Origin of the sequence: Paenibacillus sp. Dod16 (assembly GCF_049893405.1) — a bacterium.
Taxonomy (GTDB): Bacteria; Bacillota; Bacilli; order Paenibacillales; family Paenibacillaceae; genus Paenibacillus_AQ.
In genome coordinates this window covers 21980-42933 of record NZ_JBNDYG010000047.1, presented here as the reverse complement: position 1 = coordinate 42933, position 20954 = coordinate 21980, and the positions used below count along the sequence as shown (strand labels likewise).

The window sequence follows — 20954 nt, the reverse complement described above, 5'->3', positions numbered from 1 at the left end:
ATATGTTACCATATCATTGTTATCGTGTTAAGCAATCAATAATGCTCATAAAGAAAAGGTCCTCAAATTAGTATAAAGCCTTGATAAATCAAGGTTTATGCTAATTATTAATGCACACAACAAAATATGCTCAAAATTTTATAGATACTTTTAGATCTCTGCACCGAAGTCTGTAGACGGGCCAGGAAGAAGAAGTTAATGGGGAATGTCGTTTCATTAGGGATCTCGGGAGCTGACTTTGATTTCCGGACAGGATTCCATCGTCAAGTAAAGATGCCAGATCCGTCTAACATTACGGTAGATGTATATGAGTTCGCAAAAAAATTGTTCCATGAAAACTGGGATGGGCTGCCTGTGAGAAGGGTTAGTGTCTCACTGTCGAATTTATGTAACGACGATACGTACCAGCTTTCCTTATTTGATAACAATGAACAAAAACGTGCGGTGGATAAGGTAATGGATGAGATTAAGGATCGTTTTGGTGATATTGCCATACTGAGAGCCAGCTCACTAACTACTGCCGGCCAGGCAGTAGACAGAGCTGCTAAAATCGGAGGTCATTCTAAATGAGTAAGAAACTTTCTGGTAATGGGTTGTGGGAATCGACGCGTATGATGTTACCGCAACATAAAGAGCAAATCCTGGAGCATGACCGAAGATACAATAAACGAGTAAAACCCTTATTACATGAAGACGAATGGGAGTTAATTATACAAAATATTAGTTTATCGCATAGCTACACTGAAGATGTAGAGATCGAGATATTCGGTGAATATGGGAACAAAATTATAAGTGGGGTTGTCACGTCAGTTAGTCAATATGCCAAGAAGCTCAAGATCGAATGTGATGACGGTTATGAATGGGTAGACTTCGACGAGTTGATTTCTGTAAGATTGATTCACGAGGTGTTAAGAGATGAGGTTAACTGACGAAGATCTTGCTTTAGTGAAGAATTATCTCAAACTACCTGTAGTAATGGATGTGCTGCAAAACAATATGGATAAGATTGAAACCTCGGATCTAAAAATGAAAGCCTTATTCGCAGCTCACCTCAGATCTTTGTCAGATAAAGTAAATAGAGAGCTATACGATGTGAGACAGGAAATGAGGAAGCGGGGTTTGAAAGTTTATGAAGAACATCGATCGGTTAAAGGGATATCTGCGAAATATCTGTGTAGAGGGTATAACCACGAAATGAACTTACTATGGGCGTTAGTAAAAAGTGAGACGGAAACCAAGATAGCAGATCTTCTAGGAGTGGATATCGAACAGATTGAGTTTAAGTAAACGACAAGCATTTCTATAGTTATAATTCAGGTAAAGGCATATCGCAACTAGTAGTTGGATATACTTATATAAAACCGTTTGGTATAAAACTGCTGAAGAAAGTGGCTTTAGAGTATATTAACTCTATGGCCTTTTCTTTTGCACGCACAGCAATCGTGAAGAAACTATTGAGGGATTACGACCTGATAGGTAAGAAGAGTCCGTACCGAGCTTTTGCTTTGACTAAAGGCTATAAACAGAGCCTGTTCTGGGTATTGTATAAAGAGAGGACTGGAGGGATCTAAATGTGTGGAAGATTTACCCTTACAAGTGACTTATCTGAAATAGTCGATACTTTTGATGTGAGCAGCGTTAAGTATGAATACAAAGCTCGTTACAACATAGCGCCTTCTCAAACAATCGCTGCTATAAATGGGAGTAGCGGAAAAAGGGTATTGGAAGGATATAGATGGGGGCTTGTTCCATTTTGGGCTAAAGATATTAAGATCGGTTATAAGATGATCAATGCTCGTGCTGAGACTATCCAATCAAAGCCGGCCTTTAGGCATCTGATCACCAGGAATCGTCTGATTATTTTAAGTGACGGTTTCTTCGAGTGGAAACGAGAAGGCAAGGATAAAAAACAACCCTATCGATTTCAGATCAAATCAAAGGGCGTATATGGCTTTGCTGGTCTGTACGATGAGTGGAAGCATCCAGACGGAGAGATACTACGCAGCTGCACCATTATTACCACGAAACCAAATGATTTGGTGGCAAATGTTCATGATAGGATGCCGGTTATATTGGATAACAAGGCTGTAGATGTTTGGCTTGATCCGGAGGTTACAGATAAAGATAAGCTTCAGGAGCTGTTATCTCCTTTCCCTGCAGATAACATGCTATCCTATCCAGTTTCCGCTGCAGTAGGAAATGTTAAAAATACGGGCTCCGAATTAATCGATGAGATCCCGCTAAACTCAAAATAAGACCCACTTTCACGTGAAAGCGTGGGAGCAGGTCTTTTTTTTAGTCTGAATACCGAACTCATACGATCAAATAAAATACCCGAGTTAAGAGATACGATTGCCGGCGTCACCATCCAGATCTGCAGCTGCCGATCAGCTAAATGCAAATTTTACAAACGAGCGTTCGCTGACAGACTTTTGTCCGGTTTGAGGTGTTATTATGAGACTGAAACCAAATAGGGAGGGAGTTCATAGTGTCAGAAAAATGCTTAACTTTAGGTCCGGAAGTCTTGTATTACAGGGACTGTGTAAATTATTCCGAAAACACGGTACAAAAGGTTCTAGAGTTTGTAAAGCTGAAATCTGGCCAGTATGGGTCACCATGTCATGTGAACTGTATAAATGATTGCGATCACTGTGGTCATGGGGTGTATAACACGAAACAAGATTACAATGAACATTGGTGTGATTATTGGACTATAAGCATACTGGCAGACGAAACCGATGAAGATGGTTTTGAAATGTACGACTTGGACTGGGAAAGAATTATGGGGGCCGCCTCTAGTTATGCTGATAACGAAATCCGGATTTACCGATGTCATAACTGTAAAACATGGTTAGTTGACCCTGACTGACAAACTAAATTAAGACAATGCAAATCAAGCATTTATAGAGAGGCCGAAATGGCCACTCTTTTTTTGTCCTAAAATAAAAAGTAATATTAATAATTATGTTAAAATGGTATTAATAGGGAGTTTCGATTATAAGTGGGTGGTGGGGTGAATAATGAAAAACACAGGCATTCGCCGGCCAGTTGATGAGCTCGGACGAATAGTATTGCCAATTGAATTACGCCGTGCTCTTGGCCTAGACGAAGGAGACACTGTAGAGTATTTTTATGATGATGAGAAAGAACGCATTATACTGCGTAAATACCGCATTCAGGAGTGTTCATTTTGCCGATCGATGGAAGAGCTGACGTTCTATCGAGATAGCTTTATTTGTAACCAGTGTATATCAGAAATTCGCCCTCAAGAAGTTCTAGAAGTAGCAGTCGCATTAGAAGATTTGGAACCCAATGAAAATCAAACGATGCGCCGTAAGGGAAGAAAACGAAAAGTTTCTAATGAAGATCTGATCCGAGTGATGAAATCCTATCCTAATGTTTCACAAAAGATATGGGCTGAGATGTTAGAAATTTCACAGGGGCGAGTAAGTCAAATGATTAGTTCATTAAAGAAATCAGATTTTAAATTCGATGTGCTTGAAAGCGCGATCGCTTTGGAGATCGATGAAGAAGATCTGGATGAAAAAAAGAGTAGAGGAAATAGATCTGAAGCATTAAGCCGCTTGGAAGAGACTATTCGTGTCTTTCCTCATGCATCTCAAAGAGCATGGGCTGAGAAGCTTGGTTTTTCCCAAGGGTATGTGAGTATATTGTTACGTGATTTGATAAAACAAAAGCTGTTGAAAAATCACTAGGTCACAAAAACAATTTGAAGCGGGCGACACTGCACCGGTGATTGGCGGCTGTGGTGGAGTCGAGCTGGATGTATGAGGTATTCTACTGTCGAGAATTAAACCATATTCCCTAGAAAGTCGCTAAAATAGCGACTTTTTTTGTTTTATCGAATTAATTTAACAGAAACTTTTTAAATATAGGTTGTACAATAAGACATTAAATCACCTATATAGATGAACGAGGAAAAAAGGGCCGGCCGATTTCCAGATTCAAATATATAAAAAGGGTGATGACAAATGGCTACTCAAGCTGAAGCAAGAAAAACGACTTATAATGGTAAGGAAGTACGTATGATTTTAGCTGACCTCGATTGTGTTGCTGTAGAGAAGATTAACGGTAGCGTTCTCGATTCTGGTAAGTTTGGTATTAACGGAACATTCTTCAACTCTACTGGCGGGAATCTTCTTGGTGTAGCGGTCAACAATGGTGTTGCTGTAAAAAGCGGGGGAACTCAAACGGCGGATGCTCGGGTAGACGGCGTAACACAGCCTACGAAAAGGGGCGTAATGTATCACTTTAATCCTCGGGTAGGAGGACTGGCATTGGATAATAGGGTTGTAAAAAGTTTCACCGATTATCCTGGCGTCGGTACCACTAATGCGAAAAGTGTGAAATGGGCTATTGGCGGTATTAGTCTACACCTTACTCAAAACTACACGAGTACTCAGTATTATAATTCAATTAATGCTTCTCCTGAGTACGCAGCCAACATTGGTTCGACTAGTCAGACAGGACGAACGGCAATCGCGTTCGCAGCTTTAAATGGCCGCTCTACCATAATCCTCCTAACGATGAAAGATGCATCGTTGTGGGATGTCCGGGAATTTTTACGCTCTTACGGTGCCACTACGGGAGTTGCGCTTGATGGTGGTGGTTCTTCACAAATCAGATATCGTGTGAATTCCAGTACCGTTGGACAGTGGGAACCAAAACCAGACCCTAACCGATCTGTTTATTCGATGGTTACGGTAAACCCAACAACCTGGCTCACAGGTAAGGGATTCTAATTCATATGATCATTAAAAGTAAAAAGCAAGCTTTAGGGCATACGCCTTAAGCTTGCTTTTTTTGCATTGGGAGTTGAATGCTTCAGTCGCTGATCCAATTGATCTTCCAACCTTCTTTCGTCTTAGTGAAGCAGAACAATTGTTTGTCTTCCGTGATATTTGCATCGCCACGTGGGATTTTTTGTTTTTTACTGACTTCGACAACTTTATCATTTGCTCCCACGTCCAGATCACTGACATCCGGATTGAAGTCAAGGCTCGTGATTTCGATAACCTCTTTGCCTAGATCATCATGATTTTCCATAGTCTTAGGATCTACGTATAACTCGCCATAACCTGCTACATTGTTCTCAGCAAAAATGGTTAAGTAGCGGTTTAACAGTTGGACGATTTCCCGTTCTTCACCTGTATAATCTTCCTCATTCAGATAAGTCGTTGTACTTGTCTCCTCAGTTTGAACATCGTCTTTTATGGATGGATTTGTATTTTTATTGGAACTGCATCCAACCACAATTAGAGCGACTAATATCAAATACATTAATGTTTTTTTCATGATTAACCTCCAATCATAAAAAGTATACCTCAGCCTATATTCCTACACTCCTCCCTTTAGTAATAAGACGTTATATAGCATCTAAAGGTTACATACCACAAAAAGCAGCCACGAATCGCGGCTGCTTTCTGACGGATAGAGTTTTACATGATTTGGCACTTCAGATGACCTCACATATACAATGATTTCTATTTTCCTTTCTTCTCCTGTACAGACTGAATTGCTTGTGCAAGCTGGGACAACGATTGATCTAGGCGATCTAACTTTTCGCCGATAGTCTGCAAAACATAACGTATCAGAATAAAGCAAAGTGTAACCGGAAAACCGACATTTGTGACAAGCGAAATGATATCTGTAGCCTGCATATTCATTTCCCTCCTTTATTCATTGTCCTACTGAATAAGGAAAGGGAAGCTATAGTTTTACAACTAATTATGATAAAATAAAAAAATAAGAACAAATGTTCTTATTTAGGTTGTAAATTATGCCCAAAATACTCCTATTTTAGTAGAAGCAGAATAAGAGGGAGGGGGATTTATGGACAGCCAACCATTAATGATTGAGCGTTACCGCAAGGAGGTATATCGGATAGGATGGCGATTGCAATATCGAAACAGAAGAATACGTCAACATGAATTTTCTTTGTTTGATAATGTCTCTGTCCAGCAACATACTTCTGACACAATTGATGACCGTATTTTGGTGCAGGAACTACTTTTAACACTGCCCGAAAAAGGGAGACGTATTCTCCATAAGTTATACATCGAAGAGTTAACGGAAGCCGAAGTTGCGGCGCAATTACACATAAGTCAGCAGGCGGTGAATAGATGGAAGAAAAAAATGCTTCAACAATTATCTCAGATCACGAATTTTTGATTCTATTACAAGCAGCTAAACAGAAAGACTCAGAGGCTATGTTGCAAATTATTGAGTTATTTCGGGGAGACATTGAGAATATCAGTAGGACGATTCGTATACCAAGAGAGGATGCGTTATCGCATATTATTACGGAGTTGCTGGAATTCATTCAATCTGAGAGTAAAAATGAGGGATAGGCAAAGGTGAATGGTGGGTCTTGTGCGAAAAGATTCAATAAAAATATAAGGCAGCCGGTCATAGATCGGCTGCGAGTTTGGTACCATCGATGATATTCTACAAAGATTTCTGAATACCCAATTCAACCAATATTAATATTCCGGATCACTTCGATTTTAGTAATGTCAGGGATCTGGAGGCCTCCTTAAGTTTAAAATTCTGAATTTCAGTCTACACTGTATAACAAGCGTAGGAGAGTCGGCCGACCCTCAACTACATACGCACACGAATGATGGCGCGCGCCACGGTATCTCTTTGGCCAAACCGAAGGGAAGTAGATATTTAGCTGGAAACTGACGGGTTTCCAGCTATTCGTGCTGCTCCTTATACTTAATGGGGTCTGTTAAAGAGCCAGGTCCACCCTTGACAACCTCCTTGACACCATTTCATAGTAGGATGGTACACTTTGATATGGGGGCCGTGAGGAACCAGTTTATAATATTAAAGATGGAGGTGAACAAAATTCATGACAGAACCGAATGATAAACCGACCGATTATGACCGTATTAATGTAAACGAATCTGATGGACAAAAGTTTTATGGTTATGATGATAAAGATACTGGTAAAACAGATTGGTATACAGAAGATGGCTCTCTTGATAGCCAAACTTATACGCCATCCGATGATGAATGATAATATTCTTTTAACGGAAATTATGGGTGACAAAAACTCAGTAACATTAGAAGCCGCTTGTTAAGCGGCTTTTTTTGTTTATTGTGAATCAAGGTTATTAACCATTGTATCATATATTTAGACTTAGTTTAAATCTTAGTCTATTACACAAAGTCTGGATTTTGGACATATGTCTAAGATAATAAAAAACGCCCTTTCGGACGTTTATTGTAAGCTTTTTTTCTATAACAATTCATAAAATGGTATTTGTTGCTCTGTTTGTAATGAAGCATTCCATAAACGATCATTTCGCATATTTGTTCTCTTGTCTGCAGCGAACCCTTTTGTTTCGAAGATCCTAAATACAATAGGGTTAACTGCATAACCTGAAATAATTTTAATGCCCTTTTGTCGTGCAAAAGCGCGTAAATTCTTAAGAACAATATCGAATACACCATTACCTAACCCATCTAAATTATCATTTCTTGCAATGACGATATCATTTATAAAAATTTCCTTGCTATTTAACTTTGTAATATGAAGGGAGATAATTGGTTTGTTAAATCCAAGCGTATCGATCCACATTAATTGAGGTAAGCTTATCTTAAGTAAATCTTTTAGTTTCGGGTCATCGTGGTATGTATTATAATATTTCCTCAATCTTGAATCCATGGAATCATTGTAAGCTCGTGCTAGAACGGAGATGTTATATTGCTCAGGATACTTAAATCGAATTTCATCATTTTGAAGTGTAATAATTTCAGGGTCTCTTCCAATAACCTCAATTATTTTGTCAGTAGGAAAGAAATTCTTAATTTCATCTTCAACAATACTCCATTTTTCAGTAGCCATAAAACATACCCCCTCGGCTTCTTATTCATTATTCTTATCAATATATTGTTTCGTTTCGTGCATTTTATTCAGTACAAAGCCTACAAACATAATCATTATTAGCAGTACAAGTAAGATAATGCTGTATCTCAAAAATTCATTGTAGCTAATTCCCTTGACATTAAAAGTATCACCTTCTTCTTTCATTTTCTCCAAGAATATCAATTAACTCGATAATGTTCATACTGTTTCGTGACATTCACTTTGAGAGTTTCCCAATGCTTAAGCGTTTCGGCCAACTTTGTAACCGCATCCTGAACAGTTGGTCCTCCTCTATAATTAATAGAATGTTGAGAGTAAATCTCGATTTCAATATCCCATATGACGATAGAATTCAAATCACGATAGGTACCAGGTTCAGGATCGGCCAATGTCGTGATAATCTCCGTTGTATCATCAAGCGACTTAAGAAATTCACGAAATAACTGCCGATTTAAACCGTCGTAAAAAGGACCTCCTGAATTGTAAACGTCCACCAAAATATCGTAGAAAACCGACCATCCGTTGTGGACCTGACCATAGCCGAATACTTGAGGATCGATCTTTTTCAATCGCGTAACGACATCATTCAATTCCATCATCGTAGTATATTCTTTGTCACTCATTTGTTTGACAATATCAATCGAAGAGACTTGTTTATCTTGGATTGGTTCTGACCGCGAAACTTTTGCCTTTTCTTTGTACCCGATTGTGATAACCACGACGCCAAGGCCTAACAGCGTTGCAAAATCTCCAGCTCTTTGCACGAACCCTAGCAATGATTCGCTGGGCTGCGAGTCGAATAACAATGATACAATAGAAGTTACGAGGAAGAGCAGACTTCCACCAAAAACACGTGAGGACCACTTTTCACTCTCCAGCACCTCGCTCAAAAAATCCTGCAAGGTGAATAATGCGGCGGCTATGGATAGTAGAGCAATGAACAATGTCGGTACCTCAATGAGCCATCTCAAAAGGGCAATGAATACATAACCATAGCCGAGTGCTATTGCAATTTTTGGGGTTTTCAAGTTGATAGTCTCTCCTATCTAAAAATTGGCACACAACTGTATCTTTGCAAATAAACAAATTATACTATTCTTCACTTCGGACATTCGTAGCCCTGATCGGAGCGCGAATGATGGCTCGTTTCCAACTTTTCGTGCTGCTCCGTTAAAGCAATTCATAGTTATATCCGAACCAGACATCAACGGCGGCTAAAACATGACTTACACTCCTTCCTCCAGCTGCGCTCCGTCACCTTGACCCAATGGGATCTTGTACACGTCTCACATGCGATCTTAACCCGATCTAGAACCCATTCAAGCTTAGATTCGTCAAACGTGAATTTGTTAACTGCGTCCGATGGGTCCGGATTATCCTGCTTCACAGCATCGACGACACATGTCTGGCAGATCTGCCGTCCGTTGAACACTTGGAGCTTAATCCGTCCACGAAATCCCCAATCAATCCCCTCGATCTTGTTACAGTTTACGCATACCTTTCCGGTGCGAATTAGATCGGCACGTTCCTTCATCTGCTCACAGAATCGTTCATGCACCGATGTATAATATCCTACCGCTGCCATATGATGGACCGCAACCATAACAAGTCAGATCCTTGAGGGGCGATATTGGGATCTCAAACGTATATCCACCACCATTCTTCCTGTCATCCTCCCAACGAGCTATCCGATCTATGCTCACCTTGTTCGGGAACTGGCAGCTAGGACAAATATGAGTCTCGATGACCTCCCGGCAGTCTCGACAATCACACGGCCTGTTCCAATCACAGTTAGGCATTATCTAAAACCTCCCCCAGTATTTCTATGTGCGTGATTATCCAAAATTATCATTGACCGCTTTATGAAGAATTCCCAAGCACCGATCCAGATCTTGTTTGACCTGCTTTTTATACAGCTTGGCCTTGTCGACTCCTTCGTCGGTGAAATGATAGAGCACGATTTCTTGGAAATCGACACTCGGATCATTGCCCTTCAGCTGCTTCGTGCGATACAGCACGCCTTCTTGTACCAGCTCATGCAGTGCCCGGTAGATTTCACTTTGCGGCGGCGAATAGCCATGATCCTTAAATCGTTGGCGCAACTCCTCCAGCATCTGATATCCGTACCCCCGCTGCTGCTCCACCATGGTAATAAGATAAACTTTGATAAAAGCGCGCTGCGCGATCATAAACGCCATTCGAACGCCCGCCTCCTTACTTTCAGTTCTCTTCCCAGAGTCGACACAAAAGAAAACTGCCCATTGTGGACAGCATTTTCTTTTCTATAACCTGAGTGATACCAATTATATTATTTCATATTAACATGTTCTAACAAGGCGTGTTTTCAAATCATCCCTTATGTTCCTTGCAATCTTAAGAGCTTCAATTCTGTTAGGGGCTTCTACCTGGCCACTGATGGTGTTCTGATCAGAAATCGGCAGCATTTCACCGTCTACTTGAATATATGGAGTCCAGGTGGCGTGAAGACATACTAGGTTCTTATCGAAGAACGTTCTATAATGAGCTCCTACCTTTTCTCCATTCGTTTGTATAATATTTTCTGATGTCATAACAAAGTGGTACAAGACGTGTTAAGCGTAATCGTCCGACACATCAGTAAAACCTTTATTGTTAAGGGATTCCGTAAATAGTTGCACTGCGCCTCTATCGTAGACTTCTGCGATGATGTAATCTCCTCTCGATGGATGACTTAATCGGATAATCGTCCAATACGTACCATGCTTTTCATTCCTATTCGTTTTTACTTTGTATCTCTTCTCCAATCCTATCACCGCCTGTGCATTAGATATGCAGTATTTCAAAATCCTGCGTCTAAACTACATCACATTCATCATCGTAACTTGCGTTTGCTTTATTGAATTTTTCTCTAAATCTATCTAATACCCAATCTTTTTCGTAATCGTTATCATTTGCGACTTTATCACAAAATTCAATTACTTCTTGTACAAGCTCATCAATTCGATCCATTGCTTCAATGTACAGTAGATCCTCGTTTCCGGACATGCTACCCCTCTCCCAACTAAAAGACATTACTATTCCCAAGTAAATTCACCCTTAACGCCGCTCGGACGGGATGAAACGCCCGCCGCTCATTTCCTGACCATTGGCCCCACAAGAAGCCCCCAAATCATGCTAAAGACAAAACAGATCACACTGAAAGCGAAAAGACGTTTTGTCACTCATTAAGTCCGTATGGCAGAGCTGCAGGTCTTACGGGGGCAGATGCTAGTGAATGTACCGGCTTGTTGAACCTGGAGATCACTTCTGCAGACGCTCAGCAGCTTAGCGTCCCTGCTTGCGGAGCACTGCTTATCAGGTAACCTGCAATCCTTCCGTAACCCTTTAAAGCTGAATCAGTCACAATTGAAAATGCCATCCCGATGTTCCTCCTAGAGACCCCGAATTCTGTTAATCAAGCGTGAAAAAACAGCTAGTGCAAAGCCAGACAAAAATAAATTCAAACTCCATTGAAATCTAGAAAAAGCAAGATCAGCATTTTGATTATCAGTAAAATCAGATAAGGCAAAGCCACCTAAACCCAGCGAGGATATAGTAAGAAGCACGAATAACAGAAAAAGAGTGTCCTCCCAAAATTCTGGGTCCTTTAAAAACAAAAATTTCTTCACAGAGCTAACCTCCTATAACGATACGTGTTCGAATCAGGAACCAATTAATTAAAGCCAGACCCAGGACACCGACTCTTCTTCAATCATTTGTAGTAGCCGGCTGAATAATATAACATCTCCTAAAAAATCCATCCTATTAGAGCAGACAGCATCAAGGACGGTGCAATCCTGTTGCCAAATCTATAACACCTTCTTGTTTTCGGTTTTTAGAGGCTCCTATCTCTCTGCAGGTACTGAAGGTTCCTGATGATAAAAAGTAATAGAAAAGAGCCAGGGGTTAATCTCTTGGCTCTTTTAATTTTTATTTTTCAGTTTCCTTCCAGTAGACCTGGACATCAGCACTACATTCTCTACAACTTGTCTGCGTATGATCTTCTGCAGACCGTTCACAATCACATACATAACACCAGTAATGTGGCTCACTCACTTTCATACCCATACCTCCATAATTACAAGATTGTCCTCAGGCTGCCTACCTAGTGACTATCAAGTGTTTTTTAGTTTCCACAGAACTCACTTTAATAAATTTCATCTAGCTTTTTAGTGAAAAAAATAAAGAACCCACTTCCGAAAAATGTTGTAATTATAATTGTCGCAAACCATTCAAAACTAATAAAATTTCTGAAATTATCATTTAAAAAATACGCAAATACAGTTCCAATAAAAATCAAGATGCTTAAAATACTAAGAATGAACGAAGTCAGTTTTAAAATTTTTATAGTCCCTTCAGCGAAGATTTTTTTCTTTGACTTTTTTCTTAATATATGTGATCCAGAAGGTTTGTAAGTACTTCCTCTAGCGACACTTGCAAGTTTTTCATTTTCATATATACCAAACATAACTCCTTCGTTGGTAGAATAGGTATTGGCCATTGCGAATATTACATCCGGACCGTTATATTTATCAACAAATTTTCCCCAAACATCTGCTGGCATTTTATATTGGGTATAGTTTGTTCCCTTCCTTTTGTTAGTTAAATCTAGAGTTTGATTTAGTAACTCTATCATATCTCTAAACCTATCTTCATTTTGGGTCATAGTACAACACTCTCCTGTTTAATATATATTATGAAGCCCAGCTGATCGACTCCACCGCTGCTTCTGCCGGCAAGTGATGGGATAGAGCCCTTATGGTAATCGGGGCTTTAAATCTCAATAGCAAGCAAATTCGACGGGCCATCGCTGTTTTGAATGGGGACATCGATGCGCTAGATGGACTCAGGAATATTTAATTAACGCCGATTAAGGGAGTTTATTTCTTACGTCCTCTCATCGCACAGAGATCAGCCGCCAGCAGGTGTAACATATTATTCACGTTTTCCCTTAGCCCTTCTCCTTTATTCTAACCAGGTGGCCCTCACGGATCGAGATCCATTCATGTCTAGAGGAGTGAATCCTAATTGGACTATCTTGTTCAAATGACCACTCATACCTACCTGGTATCCATCCATCCCCGAATTTAACCTCGATATAACTGCCTGCATGAACTGGTTTACCTTCTACGAAATGTCGAAGACCGTTGGTACTTCCCTCGTGACCAAGCATGATCGGTCCCTCGATCATTCCCTCTTTTTTGGGCTGTGGAGTCATTGGGTCCTTTTCTCCAACCCACCTTTTCACTTCTATGCGTCTACCAGCGATCGGTTCTAACCAATCCGCATCAGAAAAATAAGTTCCAGTGTGGTCACCAAATCTTTCGGGTGTGAACAGCATTCGAACTTCTGAAAACGTTGGAACCCTCACAATCTCTTCCCCGACTTCCGGGTAACTTCGCTGAATAAGTAAGGACCATGCTTGGCATATAAAATCATCATTTCCTAGCAATTCATAAGCTGGGAGTGTCTCCATGAACTCGGCGCGTCTCTTCCCCACACTCTCTTTATCCTCTCTTTCTCGGAAAGAGGAATAAGGATATAGGAGGTTCATTCCGAAATGATATAAATGAATATCAATTTTCTTTGTACTTAGCTCGTCTACCAAAAATTTCAGCATAGTAAGTCGTTCATTTTTCGTTTCAGCATTTATATGTATTGAATTGATCATCATCAAGTTTTGAAAGAAGGTTATCGGGTACATATACACGTATTCGGTGCCCTTAACTTCACGTCCCCACTTACGTACAACGACTGGCCAAAGTGCTCCAACGTGACCTGCCATTCCACGGTCCATAATCAATTGAAAAAAATCACTAAGCTTTTGCAAGCTCATTTCAAAATTACTATTAGTAGTCATAAGCCCTTTCAGCTCCCTTTGGCCGATTTAACGTGTTCATGAGATTTGTTCTATATACTTAGTTTTGTAATTCACTTTGTATCCCTCACTACGTGCCTCGAAGATAAAATTTACCCCGAATTGGAGACGTTCGATCTTCTCTGCGGCTTCACTTCGATTTTCATTAATTGCTATGTTAAATTCCTGATCGAGAAACTTCGCAAGATCGGATAACTCTTCGATTAAGATTCCTGCTTCCTCCAAAATGTTTTGAATCATCTCATCATCACCGAAGACGAATGGTTGTTCGTTATGTATATCGATTACTACTTGAAATTTTTTGGCTAAAATGTCATCAACACGATCTTGCTGCTTACCCATCCGCATGCACGCTCCCTATTCATTTTCTTGTAGGCACAAGAAAAACGAGAAATGATTTACCCAATGCCCTTACGGTGTAGCGTGAACCATTATGTTCAACGGATTCCCCTACCATATACTTTCGCTCCGGAAGAACAATATTATAATCAAAGGTTATTCCAACCATAACAATACTACCCCCGTATTCATTGAGTTACTTTCATTGTAGCTTCCTTCTCCTTGAAAGCATTGTAAGCTTCTTTGGATATCTCGCCATTGTGCCACTGGCTGCTCAGTTCTACGAGATAATACGATCCTTATTCTTCGAATTACTTAATAGCCCACGGTAATGCTGTCATCTCGGGAAGATATTTTTCAAATTCCTCTGTCGCAAGTGATCTCATTACTTTTTTGCATTTATGTCCTGACCATTCTTTAGGTACTTCGTATCCTGCCATCAAAAGTAAATCTCGCCATGTTTCTTTCCCCTTCATCTATGCACACCACCTACAATTAATAGACCAAAAGAAAGTCCAAGTATCTTTTTAATCTACATGACTTTGCACTTCAACAATAATAGCCCGAATGAAATTTTTAAGCCCCTCACGTTCAAATGAAGGTATGTTAGAACCATCTCCACTCTCCCAATTGTTAACCAAATCAATTTTGTGAAAAAATTCAAGAAAACTAATCATTCCAATTTTGCTCGTAATTTGATTTATTTCATCTGTGTCCAATTCATCACACTCATAAAATTGCTTTAGTATTTTTGTAACATCCTCTGGGTTTAAACCGAATGTCTCATTAATTTTTGAAGCCTCACCTTGAATAAATGCGACCAAAGCGTTCATGGTTTTATGATCATATGGTGCTGCGATAAAGTAAGGATCAGCTTTAAACCAATAATGAGTTAATACGAAATAATGAATATGCGTATCTTTTATGTTTAAGGTTTGTCTAAGTTGCTCTACATCGTATCCCAAAATCATCTCTCCATTCATACAACTTATTATTCCATTTTGTTGCGTTCCGTTAGCCTAATACCGATGACTTCGCCGTCTTCATTTCTTAAGATGGAACTCTTATAGATGCCCTGTCGATTAATCACTTCATCTTTATCTTTAAGAGGCAACGGAATGGCTTGAGAATCACCGGCAGCCGTGTTTGCTGCCTGGTTATCCCCAAATATGTAATTTTGCCCTTCTTTGACGACGATGATTGCCAAACTCTCTTTATAGAGTTTTATTGCCGCATCCACTTGTTGACCGATAACGACAGTTTCATCATAAGTGCTAAATTGATTCTCATTCATTTCGTAGATACTGGGGAACGATTTTACTGGCTCACTGCAACCTCCAGCAATCATAGCGATACTAAACAACAAGATGCATTGTTTGATGACCATCTTCATAAAAACCTCTGCTTGACAATCTTTATCGTGTAACATTTCCTCCATGACATCACCGCCTATCAATATATAAAAGCCGTAGAGAACGCCTATCTTATTTAATAAAAGTTTCGAAGTATGTTACCTGTGGAAATAGCCTCAGGACCAAGACTAAATCATCCTTCTAAAATTTTCTTCAATACACAATCCGGACATAAACCCATTGGTTCTTCTTCGAATAAAACTACATTCAATTCATAACGCCCACATTCTTTGCACTTGCTATAATTTCCATGAGTACATTTAGAAGGAGGACAATAACATTGATTCGTTTCTTCCATTCTTAATCACACCCTTCAGTTTTGTTCCATTAGTTTCTCATTATTTTTAATATCATACAGGAATAGTAATAGTGGGGATTGACAGAGGGGGCTGGTATGTAACTACTCATTTAATACGAAAAATGATTCCTCCTTCATCCCTTTCTGTATTAAATTTTGATGTAGGGTTTGGTGCACTTATGTTTTCCCCTTTCTTATCTACAATAGATGCTTTAAGTCCTAAGTCATCAAATACTTTCAAGGTCGTTAGAGCATCTATGCCAGATACAACATCTCCGTTCTTTGGAACTGTGTATGAATATGTAGTTGGTGTATCTAAATGTTTTTGGCTTTCTGCGATATAAAAAACGATGATCGCCATAACTATTAGTAAGACAATAATCGTAATCCCCACAGTCCGCTTTATGAAGAAATACCTTTCCTCTTCATTAGTTGGTAGCAGCCGGCTAAATAATTTGTTCATTTATAACGTCTCCTCAAAATTTTCTGCCTATTAAAGCGAACAGCATCAAGGGATACTGTTAACTATTGTAGAAGAAATTAACGAAAGAATATTCGCCATCCCCATCCTTCTTATTTTTGTTTGATTCTAAAAACTGTTTTTCGACCTACCTTTTTAGATTCGCACCAGTTGTATTCAAAGTTTCGCAATGAATGCGAAAGACTAGGTTTCGGCGATGACCAATGTGTTTCGCAGTATTCTAAAATGGCGTCCAAAGATGCCCAGTCACCCTTAGCTTGGACTGTTAAATACTTTTTAACTTTATCAATCGTCTTACTGTATGGAGTAACATAGCCACCACCATAATGACCCCCAGGGAGTTCCTTATGTTTTGGTGTTAATTCCTGACGTAAATGATCATCAACACGACGATGAAATCGTCCTTTAGCCGATTGGTAAATATAAGGGCCTCGATAGGAGCTCTTCTCAGGAAATACAACTTCTAAAAGGCCGATACCTTCTCTTTGTAGAAGATTACTGACATATCGACTAACTCTTCGTTTTGCACTACCTCGTACAGCTATATAAACATAATTTGTGTAGAGAGCCCATCGTGCAGCTTGAGCAACCACATCGAGTGTTAGAGAGTTTTTCATTTCTACAACGGCTACGGCAGGTCCATTGACAGCGACAACATCAGCTCGTCCACCTGCTGAATAACTCGTAACTTCTGTAAATACATCATAGTCCCTATCTTCAAGCCACTCTTTTATAACCGGGAACAAATCAGCTTCTTTCATAGTCTCTCCTTATTCATTTTGTTTTCTATCATTTTTGAGTCATAGAGGATTTCGGATCTCAGTCCTCCGCTACCAGGATATATAGATAGCGAGTACAATTGAAATAATAGCTATGATTACTCCAGCCCAGGCTAAAAAATCCGTTACTGTTACATTAGTATTCTTCTTCAAATTGTTCACCTCATCTGCCGGATTTACTCGGAAAATCACTCTTGCAAGTGAAATTATTTCGTTAGGTAATTTAGTCCAACTAATCGACTCAACCGGCGCCTCCAGATCCTCGGTTCCAGTAGTCATACATGGCTATTTAATACCTCGCAGGAAAATTTTTAATCCGAACTGAAATGCTTTACCTATTATCCAAAGCGAGAACGTAAACCAGAAAAATTTGTATGTATTTTCGAATATAGAGTGATCGTCAATCTTCGCAATTCCGACAGCAATTCCGAATGAGATGACTAGTAGCACCAATACTAGACGAAATGTATACAGGGCGATTTTTTTACTCAATGGCATTAATAGAGTTTTCATTCGTTAAGTCCTCCTCACAACTAGTTCCACCTTGTCCAGATGATCGACTCCTGGTGCGCACCAGGAGTCGTATCTCATGGATGGTTTGCCATCCGCCGTGATTCTCGCAGCCAGGTCGACATCAGCAAAAACACTCAGGTTAGCTCCACAACATTTAGGCGCCTGGTAAGCCATACCGCCCCTCCTTATTGCATAAGATTTTCGGAATATGTAGTTAAACCCTTTCAGTCGACAAGACACACTCATGCTCGTACTCAGTCGTTTGACTCGTCTCCTTAACTGTTGAAATCAGGACTTCCTCATCATGTTCTTCGCACAGTAACCCAGTAATGCTTTCCTCACTGTCTGCTGCAATTAAAGATCTGAAGTACCCGCCCGTTTCTATGCCACCCATTCCATAGATTGTTTCAAAAACTTTCATAAAGTGATTCTCCTTCGTTCATTAAATAGGTCTGCTACTCATTTAGTACCTTGCGAGTTTCATATAACTGAACATTGATTACCTTCGGGTCTTCTTGAAGTTCTAGCAGTTTTGCATCCTTTGATAGTTCATTGAAGAGGATATGAAACTTAGGTCTATTCTCCCCCTGGATCTCATACATGAGCAGAAATTGCGGAACCATATCATCAGCTCCTAATATACGGATTTATGATTGTTTCATAAGAAGTTTTAATGAGACCGATCGGAATTGCACGGTCTTTATATCTTTTTCCTCGATTATACGCGCTTCCGCTGCGCGGACCTTTTTGAAGTTCATTTTTGAAGAGATCACACGTTTCATGAACTTGGATCTTTGCCCGAAGCAGCATCATGATTAAGGCGTAGTCCTTTGTCGTTACACTCTCGCGTATCTCTCTTTGAAATGCGTTATAATATTTACCTCCCGAACAACCCATTTAAGGTTCCATCTTCGAAGGCTTTTTGATAAAGCACCGTTAGTAGATCCCTGCTTAATTCCCGACAGTGTTCTTCAATCACTCCGGCTTCTAACATCATGGCCAGGATGTCGTTAACACGCTCTTGCTGCTTCTCCATTTTAATGCACGCTCCTTATACACTGAATTACATAGCCAAATTTATTGGGTATACCTCGATACCGTCGACCTTTACAAGGGGTTCTGCTACTTTACCAGCGTCACACCTGCAGGATTGTCCCAATCACAGATGGCGGACTCATCCGTAATTGCTGGATCGATGACGGACCATACTAAGATGTACTCATTGCCAGCAGCGTCTACCGCATGAGCTGTGTACATTTTTCCGTCATCTGTTGGATGAGGGGGTTGAGTAGTTTTTAGTATTTTTCCTTCCCACACAATTACCGTAGAGTTAAACTCGTTCAAATCGCTAAATGATTTCATGACATTGTCTCCTTCTTCCCTCATCCGGTATACTCGGCTTTTTGGTTGTTTATAGATGTATTCCCTTGGTGATGATATAAATAAATAATCACCTTACTCAAAACAGAGAGCATAGGGAAGATCATAGATTCCTGGTGCAGGTAGATTCGTGCCTGGGAATGACACACAGTGAAGTGGGACCATCATCTCGAATGCGCCCTTCGTGAACGCAAGTAACGAAGTAATCGCTTCTCGAAAGGACTTCCAGCCGCTGGTCTATTTTCATTCCTTGCTTACAAAAGTGTCCATTCCTTCATATCTTGGTAACTACATTCTTCTTCTTTGTAGTCACTTGGTTTTGAACCGATCGCAGGATTACTTATGTAGTAGATTTTATCAATTTCATGATCCCAGCCCATGATAACTCTAACTTCTTGGCCATCGGTGTAGGGTTCACCTTGTATAATGAATTGATTATTTATTTTTGGGATTTTGGAAAGGTCAACTCCCTGCCAACCAGCGCATTCACTACATAGATCGTGTTCTTCATTCAACCAATAACAAGGACCATATTCTGACACGCAGGCGTTGTTATCAGTACATCCACAAACATTACAGATACCGTACATATTGCACGCTCCTATTCATTTTGGTAAGTGAGATAATATCCCTGATTCAAAAGCTCTGATGAGCTTCTTCGAAGTTAATCGCTTATAGTGATTCGTCTTAGGTACATCCAATAAAGAACCATTAGACCTGCTAAATAAATAAGATGATCGAGTGAATGTTTCGCATTTTAAGATTTCGCCTGTGAGCGTATGTACGTAAAATAGACCTTCTTTCAACTCATTGCCTCCGATACATACTTTTATTCAGTTCATGGGTACCTACTAATCAAGACCTACTCATTTGTACGTAAAAGCTTTTTGAGTACTTCTTCTTCGACCTCTTCGCCTTCATCCCAGATCCGTTCGCGCTCTGCCAATATCCCCTTTTTAAACCAATGAAGCTGTTCGTCTGTGGGTTTATTATGGTCCACTTGAGTAACAGCTCCAGCGAATTTAATGGTATAGCAGTCAGATCCATCGATTGCTTTTGAATGCTCAACATTAACAGGAGTATGAATATTTTCCATTGATTTAAACACCTCGTTTATATAATGTTACTGGAATCACTTATTGCTTCCAACAATCTCAGTTATCAGTACATCTAATACCGGCCCTACATGCTCTTATTTTTCGCTTTTACGGAAGTTGGCGATACTACCTTCTGTTAGCGTTAAAGAAACCCGAGTAGTCCCATTATCTAGAAGAGTAACTTTTGATTCCCACTCATCTGACTCATTTATAGAACAAGGACCCTTATTAGTCATCTCTGCAATCGGATCATTAGCAGTTCCGTTAAAGATACAGGTAGCTTCATTATTTTCTACTATAATCTGGACCTTTTGGGAACCTGATAAGTTATTCAATATAGCAGCTGATACTGAACTTCCAGATAGTATCATCCTGTCTTTCCACGAATAGCCATCAGAGACTTCTGATCTCTCCAAAGTGGTTAGCGCCACAAAAATGCCAATAGTACCAATAATCCCGGATATGAATATCTTTTTTTTCATAGATTATCTCCTATATCTAATTGTTATTACTCAATCGATTCCTCAATAATTTCAATCATCTTCATGGTCATTAAAGCTTTAACGCTTTTACGGCTGCAACGGATGTTCCATATTGCAAGAATTAAGAGAAGACTCAGAAAGATAATGGAAGTGACCAAGAACCATTGCATGTCATTCATGTTTGCAACAATCATCATGGTTATAAAAATAACAGTTAACACGGGCATATGCTTACCAAGTTCAGCATGAATTTTGTTGGTCTCATAATCAATCTGAGATTGGAGCCGGAGCATCTTTCGTTCATGCGGCGGAAGCTTCTTTAAAGCTTCAAATTCAGCTTCTTGCTTTTCAAATGACATATACAAACAGAACACCTAGCC

The 20954-nt window shown here is 39.8% G+C and carries 32 protein-coding genes; 9 read left to right on the top strand and 23 right to left on the bottom strand.

The window, feature by feature from the left end; all coding sequences use genetic code 11:
• Positions 1–144 precede the first annotated feature (144 nt).
• From ACPV3A_RS29765 to ACPV3A_RS29740, 6 genes are all read left to right on the top strand, one after another.
• Positions 145–570: a hypothetical protein gene (locus tag ACPV3A_RS29765; protein WP_426203246.1), complete on the top strand. Its 426-nt coding sequence runs from the start codon at positions 145–147 to the stop codon at positions 568–570.
• A complete protein-coding gene (locus ACPV3A_RS29760) occupies positions 567–929 on the top strand; it encodes a YolD-like family protein (RefSeq protein WP_426203244.1) in 363 nt (120 codons plus the stop codon). Before ACPV3A_RS29765 ends, ACPV3A_RS29760 begins: the two co-directional genes overlap by 4 nt.
• Positions 916–1287, top strand: a complete 372-nt coding sequence (locus ACPV3A_RS29755) for a hypothetical protein (protein ID WP_426203242.1) — start codon at positions 916–918, stop codon at positions 1285–1287. Before ACPV3A_RS29760 ends, ACPV3A_RS29755 begins: the two co-directional genes overlap by 14 nt.
• Before the next feature lie 284 nt (positions 1288–1571).
• Positions 1572–2255: an SOS response-associated peptidase gene (locus ACPV3A_RS29750; protein ID WP_426203240.1), complete on the top strand. Its 684-nt coding sequence runs from the start codon at positions 1572–1574 to the stop codon at positions 2253–2255.
• Positions 2256–3020: 765 nt separating this feature from the next.
• Positions 3021–3716 carry an AbrB/MazE/SpoVT family DNA-binding domain-containing protein gene (locus tag ACPV3A_RS29745; protein ID WP_426203238.1) on the top strand — a complete coding sequence of 232 codons (696 nt, stop codon included), beginning with the start codon at positions 3021–3023 and terminating at the stop codon, positions 3714–3716.
• A 276-nt stretch (positions 3717–3992) separates the two neighbouring features.
• Complete coding sequence (locus ACPV3A_RS29740; protein ID WP_426203236.1) at positions 3993–4763, top strand: phosphodiester glycosidase family protein; 771 nt, start codon at positions 3993–3995, stop codon at positions 4761–4763.
• 82 nt (positions 4764–4845) lie between these two features.
• Here the strand turns inward: ACPV3A_RS29740 and ACPV3A_RS29735 are convergent, their stop codons facing one another.
• Positions 4846–5316 carry a hypothetical protein gene (locus tag ACPV3A_RS29735; RefSeq protein WP_426203234.1) on the bottom strand — a complete coding sequence of 157 codons (471 nt, stop codon included), beginning with the start codon at positions 5314–5316 and terminating at the stop codon, positions 4846–4848.
• Between the two features lie 188 nt (positions 5317–5504).
• Entirely contained in the window at positions 5505–5681 is a 177-nt protein-coding gene (locus ACPV3A_RS29730) for a hypothetical protein (RefSeq protein WP_426203232.1), read from the bottom strand.
• A gap of 172 nt (positions 5682–5853) precedes the next feature.
• On the opposite strand from ACPV3A_RS29730, the gene ACPV3A_RS29725 reads away from it, so the two are divergent.
• The 3 genes from ACPV3A_RS29725 (at position 5854) to ACPV3A_RS29715 (ending at position 7045) form a co-directional block, all read left to right on the top strand.
• Positions 5854–6192 carry a sigma factor-like helix-turn-helix DNA-binding protein gene (locus tag ACPV3A_RS29725; protein WP_426203229.1) on the top strand — a complete coding sequence of 113 codons (339 nt, stop codon included), beginning with the start codon at positions 5854–5856 and terminating at the stop codon, positions 6190–6192.
• Positions 6144–6371 carry a helix-turn-helix domain-containing protein gene (locus ACPV3A_RS29720; protein WP_426203227.1) on the top strand — a complete coding sequence of 76 codons (228 nt, stop codon included), beginning with the start codon at positions 6144–6146 and terminating at the stop codon, positions 6369–6371. Before ACPV3A_RS29725 ends, ACPV3A_RS29720 begins: the two co-directional genes overlap by 49 nt.
• A 506-nt stretch (positions 6372–6877) precedes the next feature.
• A complete protein-coding gene (locus ACPV3A_RS29715; RefSeq protein ID WP_426203224.1) occupies positions 6878–7045 on the top strand; it encodes a hypothetical protein in 168 nt (55 codons plus the stop codon).
• A 222-nt stretch (positions 7046–7267) separates the two neighbouring features.
• Here ACPV3A_RS29715 and ACPV3A_RS29710 read toward each other — a convergent pair whose 3' ends face one another.
• The 21 genes from ACPV3A_RS29710 to ACPV3A_RS29610 all read right to left on the bottom strand — a co-directional run bounded on the left by ACPV3A_RS29710 (position 7268) and on the right by ACPV3A_RS29610 (position 20933).
• On the bottom strand, positions 7268–7876 hold the full coding sequence (locus ACPV3A_RS29710; protein WP_426203223.1) for a hypothetical protein: 609 nt from the start codon (positions 7874–7876) through the stop codon (positions 7268–7270).
• A 200-nt stretch (positions 7877–8076) separates the two neighbouring features.
• Complete coding sequence (locus tag ACPV3A_RS29705; protein WP_426203220.1) at positions 8077–8925, bottom strand: hypothetical protein; 849 nt, start codon at positions 8923–8925, stop codon at positions 8077–8079.
• A 176-nt stretch (positions 8926–9101) separates the two neighbouring features.
• Positions 9102–9500 carry a hypothetical protein gene (locus ACPV3A_RS29700; protein WP_426203218.1) on the bottom strand — a complete coding sequence of 133 codons (399 nt, stop codon included), beginning with the start codon at positions 9498–9500 and terminating at the stop codon, positions 9102–9104.
• Between the two features lie 232 nt (positions 9501–9732).
• Positions 9733–10095 (bottom strand): helix-turn-helix transcriptional regulator, encoded by a 363-nt coding sequence (locus ACPV3A_RS29695; protein WP_426203216.1) that lies wholly within the window; start codon positions 10093–10095, stop codon positions 9733–9735.
• Positions 10096–10729: 634 nt separating this feature from the next.
• On the bottom strand, positions 10730–10921 hold the full coding sequence (locus ACPV3A_RS29690; protein ID WP_426203214.1) for a hypothetical protein: 192 nt from the start codon (positions 10919–10921) through the stop codon (positions 10730–10732).
• Between the two features lie 386 nt (positions 10922–11307).
• Complete coding sequence (locus tag ACPV3A_RS29685; protein ID WP_426203212.1) at positions 11308–11544, bottom strand: hypothetical protein; 237 nt, start codon at positions 11542–11544, stop codon at positions 11308–11310.
• A 518-nt stretch (positions 11545–12062) separates the two neighbouring features.
• Positions 12063–12581 carry a hypothetical protein gene (locus tag ACPV3A_RS29680; RefSeq protein WP_426203210.1) on the bottom strand — a complete coding sequence of 173 codons (519 nt, stop codon included), beginning with the start codon at positions 12579–12581 and terminating at the stop codon, positions 12063–12065.
• A 285-nt stretch (positions 12582–12866) separates the two neighbouring features.
• Positions 12867–13775, bottom strand: a complete 909-nt coding sequence (locus ACPV3A_RS29675; RefSeq protein ID WP_426203208.1) for a hypothetical protein — start codon at positions 13773–13775, stop codon at positions 12867–12869.
• A 36-nt stretch (positions 13776–13811) separates the two neighbouring features.
• Positions 13812–14135 carry a hypothetical protein gene (locus tag ACPV3A_RS29670; RefSeq protein WP_426203206.1) on the bottom strand — a complete coding sequence of 108 codons (324 nt, stop codon included), beginning with the start codon at positions 14133–14135 and terminating at the stop codon, positions 13812–13814.
• 308 nt (positions 14136–14443) lie between these two features.
• Positions 14444–14608 (bottom strand): hypothetical protein, encoded by a 165-nt coding sequence (locus ACPV3A_RS29665; RefSeq protein WP_426203204.1) that lies wholly within the window; start codon positions 14606–14608, stop codon positions 14444–14446.
• 51 nt (positions 14609–14659) lie between these two features.
• Positions 14660–15115: a hypothetical protein gene (locus tag ACPV3A_RS29660; protein WP_426203202.1), complete on the bottom strand. Its 456-nt coding sequence runs from the start codon at positions 15113–15115 to the stop codon at positions 14660–14662.
• A gap of 8 nt (positions 15116–15123) precedes the next feature.
• Positions 15124–15570, bottom strand: a complete 447-nt coding sequence (locus ACPV3A_RS29655; protein WP_426203201.1) for a hypothetical protein — start codon at positions 15568–15570, stop codon at positions 15124–15126.
• 378 nt (positions 15571–15948) lie between these two features.
• Positions 15949–16305 (bottom strand): hypothetical protein, encoded by a 357-nt coding sequence (locus ACPV3A_RS29650; RefSeq protein ID WP_426203200.1) that lies wholly within the window; start codon positions 16303–16305, stop codon positions 15949–15951.
• A 110-nt stretch (positions 16306–16415) separates the two neighbouring features.
• Positions 16416–17084, bottom strand: a complete 669-nt coding sequence (locus ACPV3A_RS29645) for a hypothetical protein (RefSeq protein WP_426203198.1) — start codon at positions 17082–17084, stop codon at positions 16416–16418.
• Between the two features lie 745 nt (positions 17085–17829).
• Entirely contained in the window at positions 17830–18036 is a 207-nt protein-coding gene (locus ACPV3A_RS29640) for a hypothetical protein (protein WP_426203196.1), read from the bottom strand.
• A 456-nt stretch (positions 18037–18492) separates the two neighbouring features.
• On the bottom strand, positions 18493–18651 hold the full coding sequence (locus ACPV3A_RS29635) for a hypothetical protein (RefSeq protein ID WP_426203194.1): 159 nt from the start codon (positions 18649–18651) through the stop codon (positions 18493–18495).
• A gap of 86 nt (positions 18652–18737) precedes the next feature.
• Positions 18738–18977: a hypothetical protein gene (locus ACPV3A_RS29630; RefSeq protein ID WP_426203193.1), complete on the bottom strand. Its 240-nt coding sequence runs from the start codon at positions 18975–18977 to the stop codon at positions 18738–18740.
• A gap of 272 nt (positions 18978–19249) precedes the next feature.
• Positions 19250–19585 (bottom strand): hypothetical protein, encoded by a 336-nt coding sequence (locus ACPV3A_RS29625; protein WP_426203192.1) that lies wholly within the window; start codon positions 19583–19585, stop codon positions 19250–19252.
• Positions 19586–19857: 272 nt separating this feature from the next.
• Positions 19858–20091, bottom strand: coding sequence for a hypothetical protein (locus ACPV3A_RS29620; RefSeq protein ID WP_426203190.1), 234 nt, complete (start codon positions 20089–20091; stop codon positions 19858–19860).
• 96 nt (positions 20092–20187) lie between these two features.
• Positions 20188–20574, bottom strand: a complete 387-nt coding sequence (locus tag ACPV3A_RS29615) for a hypothetical protein (protein ID WP_426203188.1) — start codon at positions 20572–20574, stop codon at positions 20188–20190.
• Between the two features lie 26 nt (positions 20575–20600).
• Positions 20601–20933 (bottom strand): hypothetical protein, encoded by a 333-nt coding sequence (locus ACPV3A_RS29610; protein WP_426203185.1) that lies wholly within the window; start codon positions 20931–20933, stop codon positions 20601–20603.
• Positions 20934–20954: the final 21 nt, after the last annotated feature.

What these genes read in the sequence shown, in the direction of transcription:
- ACPV3A_RS29610 (WP_426203185.1), bottom strand. Translation starts at nt 20,933, where the DNA reads ATGTCATTTGAAAAGCAAGAAGCTGAATTTGAAGCTTTAAAGAAGCTT.
- ACPV3A_RS29755 (WP_426203242.1), top strand. Translation starts at nt 916, where the DNA reads ATGAGGTTAACTGACGAAGATCTTGCTTTAGTGAAGAATTATCTCAAA.
- ACPV3A_RS29625 (WP_426203192.1), bottom strand. Translation starts at nt 19,585, where the DNA reads ATGTACGGTATCTGTAATGTTTGTGGATGTACTGATAACAACGCCTGC.
- ACPV3A_RS29730 (WP_426203232.1), bottom strand. Translation starts at nt 5,681, where the DNA reads ATGCAGGCTACAGATATCATTTCGCTTGTCACAAATGTCGGTTTTCCG.
- ACPV3A_RS29640 (WP_426203196.1), bottom strand. Translation starts at nt 18,036, where the DNA reads ATGAAAGTTTTTGAAACAATCTATGGAATGGGTGGCATAGAAACGGGC.
- ACPV3A_RS29690 (WP_426203214.1), bottom strand. Translation starts at nt 10,921, where the DNA reads ATGTCCGGAAACGAGGATCTACTGTACATTGAAGCAATGGATCGAATT.
- ACPV3A_RS29670 (WP_426203206.1), bottom strand. Translation starts at nt 14,135, where the DNA reads ATGGGTAAGCAGCAAGATCGTGTTGATGACATTTTAGCCAAAAAATTT.
- ACPV3A_RS29760 (WP_426203244.1), top strand. Translation starts at nt 567, where the DNA reads ATGAGTAAGAAACTTTCTGGTAATGGGTTGTGGGAATCGACGCGTATG.
- ACPV3A_RS29615 (WP_426203188.1), bottom strand. Translation starts at nt 20,574, where the DNA reads ATGAAAAAAAAGATATTCATATCCGGGATTATTGGTACTATTGGCATT.
- ACPV3A_RS29680 (WP_426203210.1), bottom strand. Translation starts at nt 12,581, where the DNA reads ATGACCCAAAATGAAGATAGGTTTAGAGATATGATAGAGTTACTAAAT.
- ACPV3A_RS29635 (WP_426203194.1), bottom strand. Translation starts at nt 18,651, where the DNA reads ATGGAGAAGCAGCAAGAGCGTGTTAACGACATCCTGGCCATGATGTTA.
- ACPV3A_RS29720 (WP_426203227.1), top strand. Translation starts at nt 6,144, where the DNA reads ATGGAAGAAAAAAATGCTTCAACAATTATCTCAGATCACGAATTTTTG.
- ACPV3A_RS29725 (WP_426203229.1), top strand. Translation starts at nt 5,854, where the DNA reads ATGGACAGCCAACCATTAATGATTGAGCGTTACCGCAAGGAGGTATAT.
- ACPV3A_RS29655 (WP_426203201.1), bottom strand. Translation starts at nt 15,570, where the DNA reads ATGGAGGAAATGTTACACGATAAAGATTGTCAAGCAGAGGTTTTTATG.
- ACPV3A_RS29700 (WP_426203218.1), bottom strand. Translation starts at nt 9,500, where the DNA reads ATGGTTGCGGTCCATCATATGGCAGCGGTAGGATATTATACATCGGTG.
- ACPV3A_RS29750 (WP_426203240.1), top strand. Translation starts at nt 1,572, where the DNA reads ATGTGTGGAAGATTTACCCTTACAAGTGACTTATCTGAAATAGTCGAT.
- ACPV3A_RS29665 (WP_426203204.1), bottom strand. Translation starts at nt 14,608, where the DNA reads ATGAAGGGGAAAGAAACATGGCGAGATTTACTTTTGATGGCAGGATAC.
- ACPV3A_RS29660 (WP_426203202.1), bottom strand. Translation starts at nt 15,115, where the DNA reads ATGAATGGAGAGATGATTTTGGGATACGATGTAGAGCAACTTAGACAA.
- ACPV3A_RS29695 (WP_426203216.1), bottom strand. Translation starts at nt 10,095, where the DNA reads ATGGCGTTTATGATCGCGCAGCGCGCTTTTATCAAAGTTTATCTTATT.
- ACPV3A_RS29675 (WP_426203208.1), bottom strand. Translation starts at nt 13,775, where the DNA reads ATGACTACTAATAGTAATTTTGAAATGAGCTTGCAAAAGCTTAGTGAT.
- ACPV3A_RS29745 (WP_426203238.1), top strand. Translation starts at nt 3,021, where the DNA reads ATGAAAAACACAGGCATTCGCCGGCCAGTTGATGAGCTCGGACGAATA.
- ACPV3A_RS29710 (WP_426203223.1), bottom strand. Translation starts at nt 7,876, where the DNA reads ATGGCTACTGAAAAATGGAGTATTGTTGAAGATGAAATTAAGAATTTC.
- ACPV3A_RS29650 (WP_426203200.1), bottom strand. Translation starts at nt 16,305, where the DNA reads ATGAACAAATTATTTAGCCGGCTGCTACCAACTAATGAAGAGGAAAGG.
- ACPV3A_RS29735 (WP_426203234.1), bottom strand. Translation starts at nt 5,316, where the DNA reads ATGAAAAAAACATTAATGTATTTGATATTAGTCGCTCTAATTGTGGTT.
- ACPV3A_RS29645 (WP_426203198.1), bottom strand. Translation starts at nt 17,084, where the DNA reads ATGAAAGAAGCTGATTTGTTCCCGGTTATAAAAGAGTGGCTTGAAGAT.
- ACPV3A_RS29630 (WP_426203193.1), bottom strand. Translation starts at nt 18,977, where the DNA reads ATGAAATCATTTAGCGATTTGAACGAGTTTAACTCTACGGTAATTGTG.
- ACPV3A_RS29740 (WP_426203236.1), top strand. Translation starts at nt 3,993, where the DNA reads ATGGCTACTCAAGCTGAAGCAAGAAAAACGACTTATAATGGTAAGGAA.
- ACPV3A_RS29715 (WP_426203224.1), top strand. Translation starts at nt 6,878, where the DNA reads ATGACAGAACCGAATGATAAACCGACCGATTATGACCGTATTAATGTA.
- ACPV3A_RS29620 (WP_426203190.1), bottom strand. Translation starts at nt 20,091, where the DNA reads ATGGAAAATATTCATACTCCTGTTAATGTTGAGCATTCAAAAGCAATC.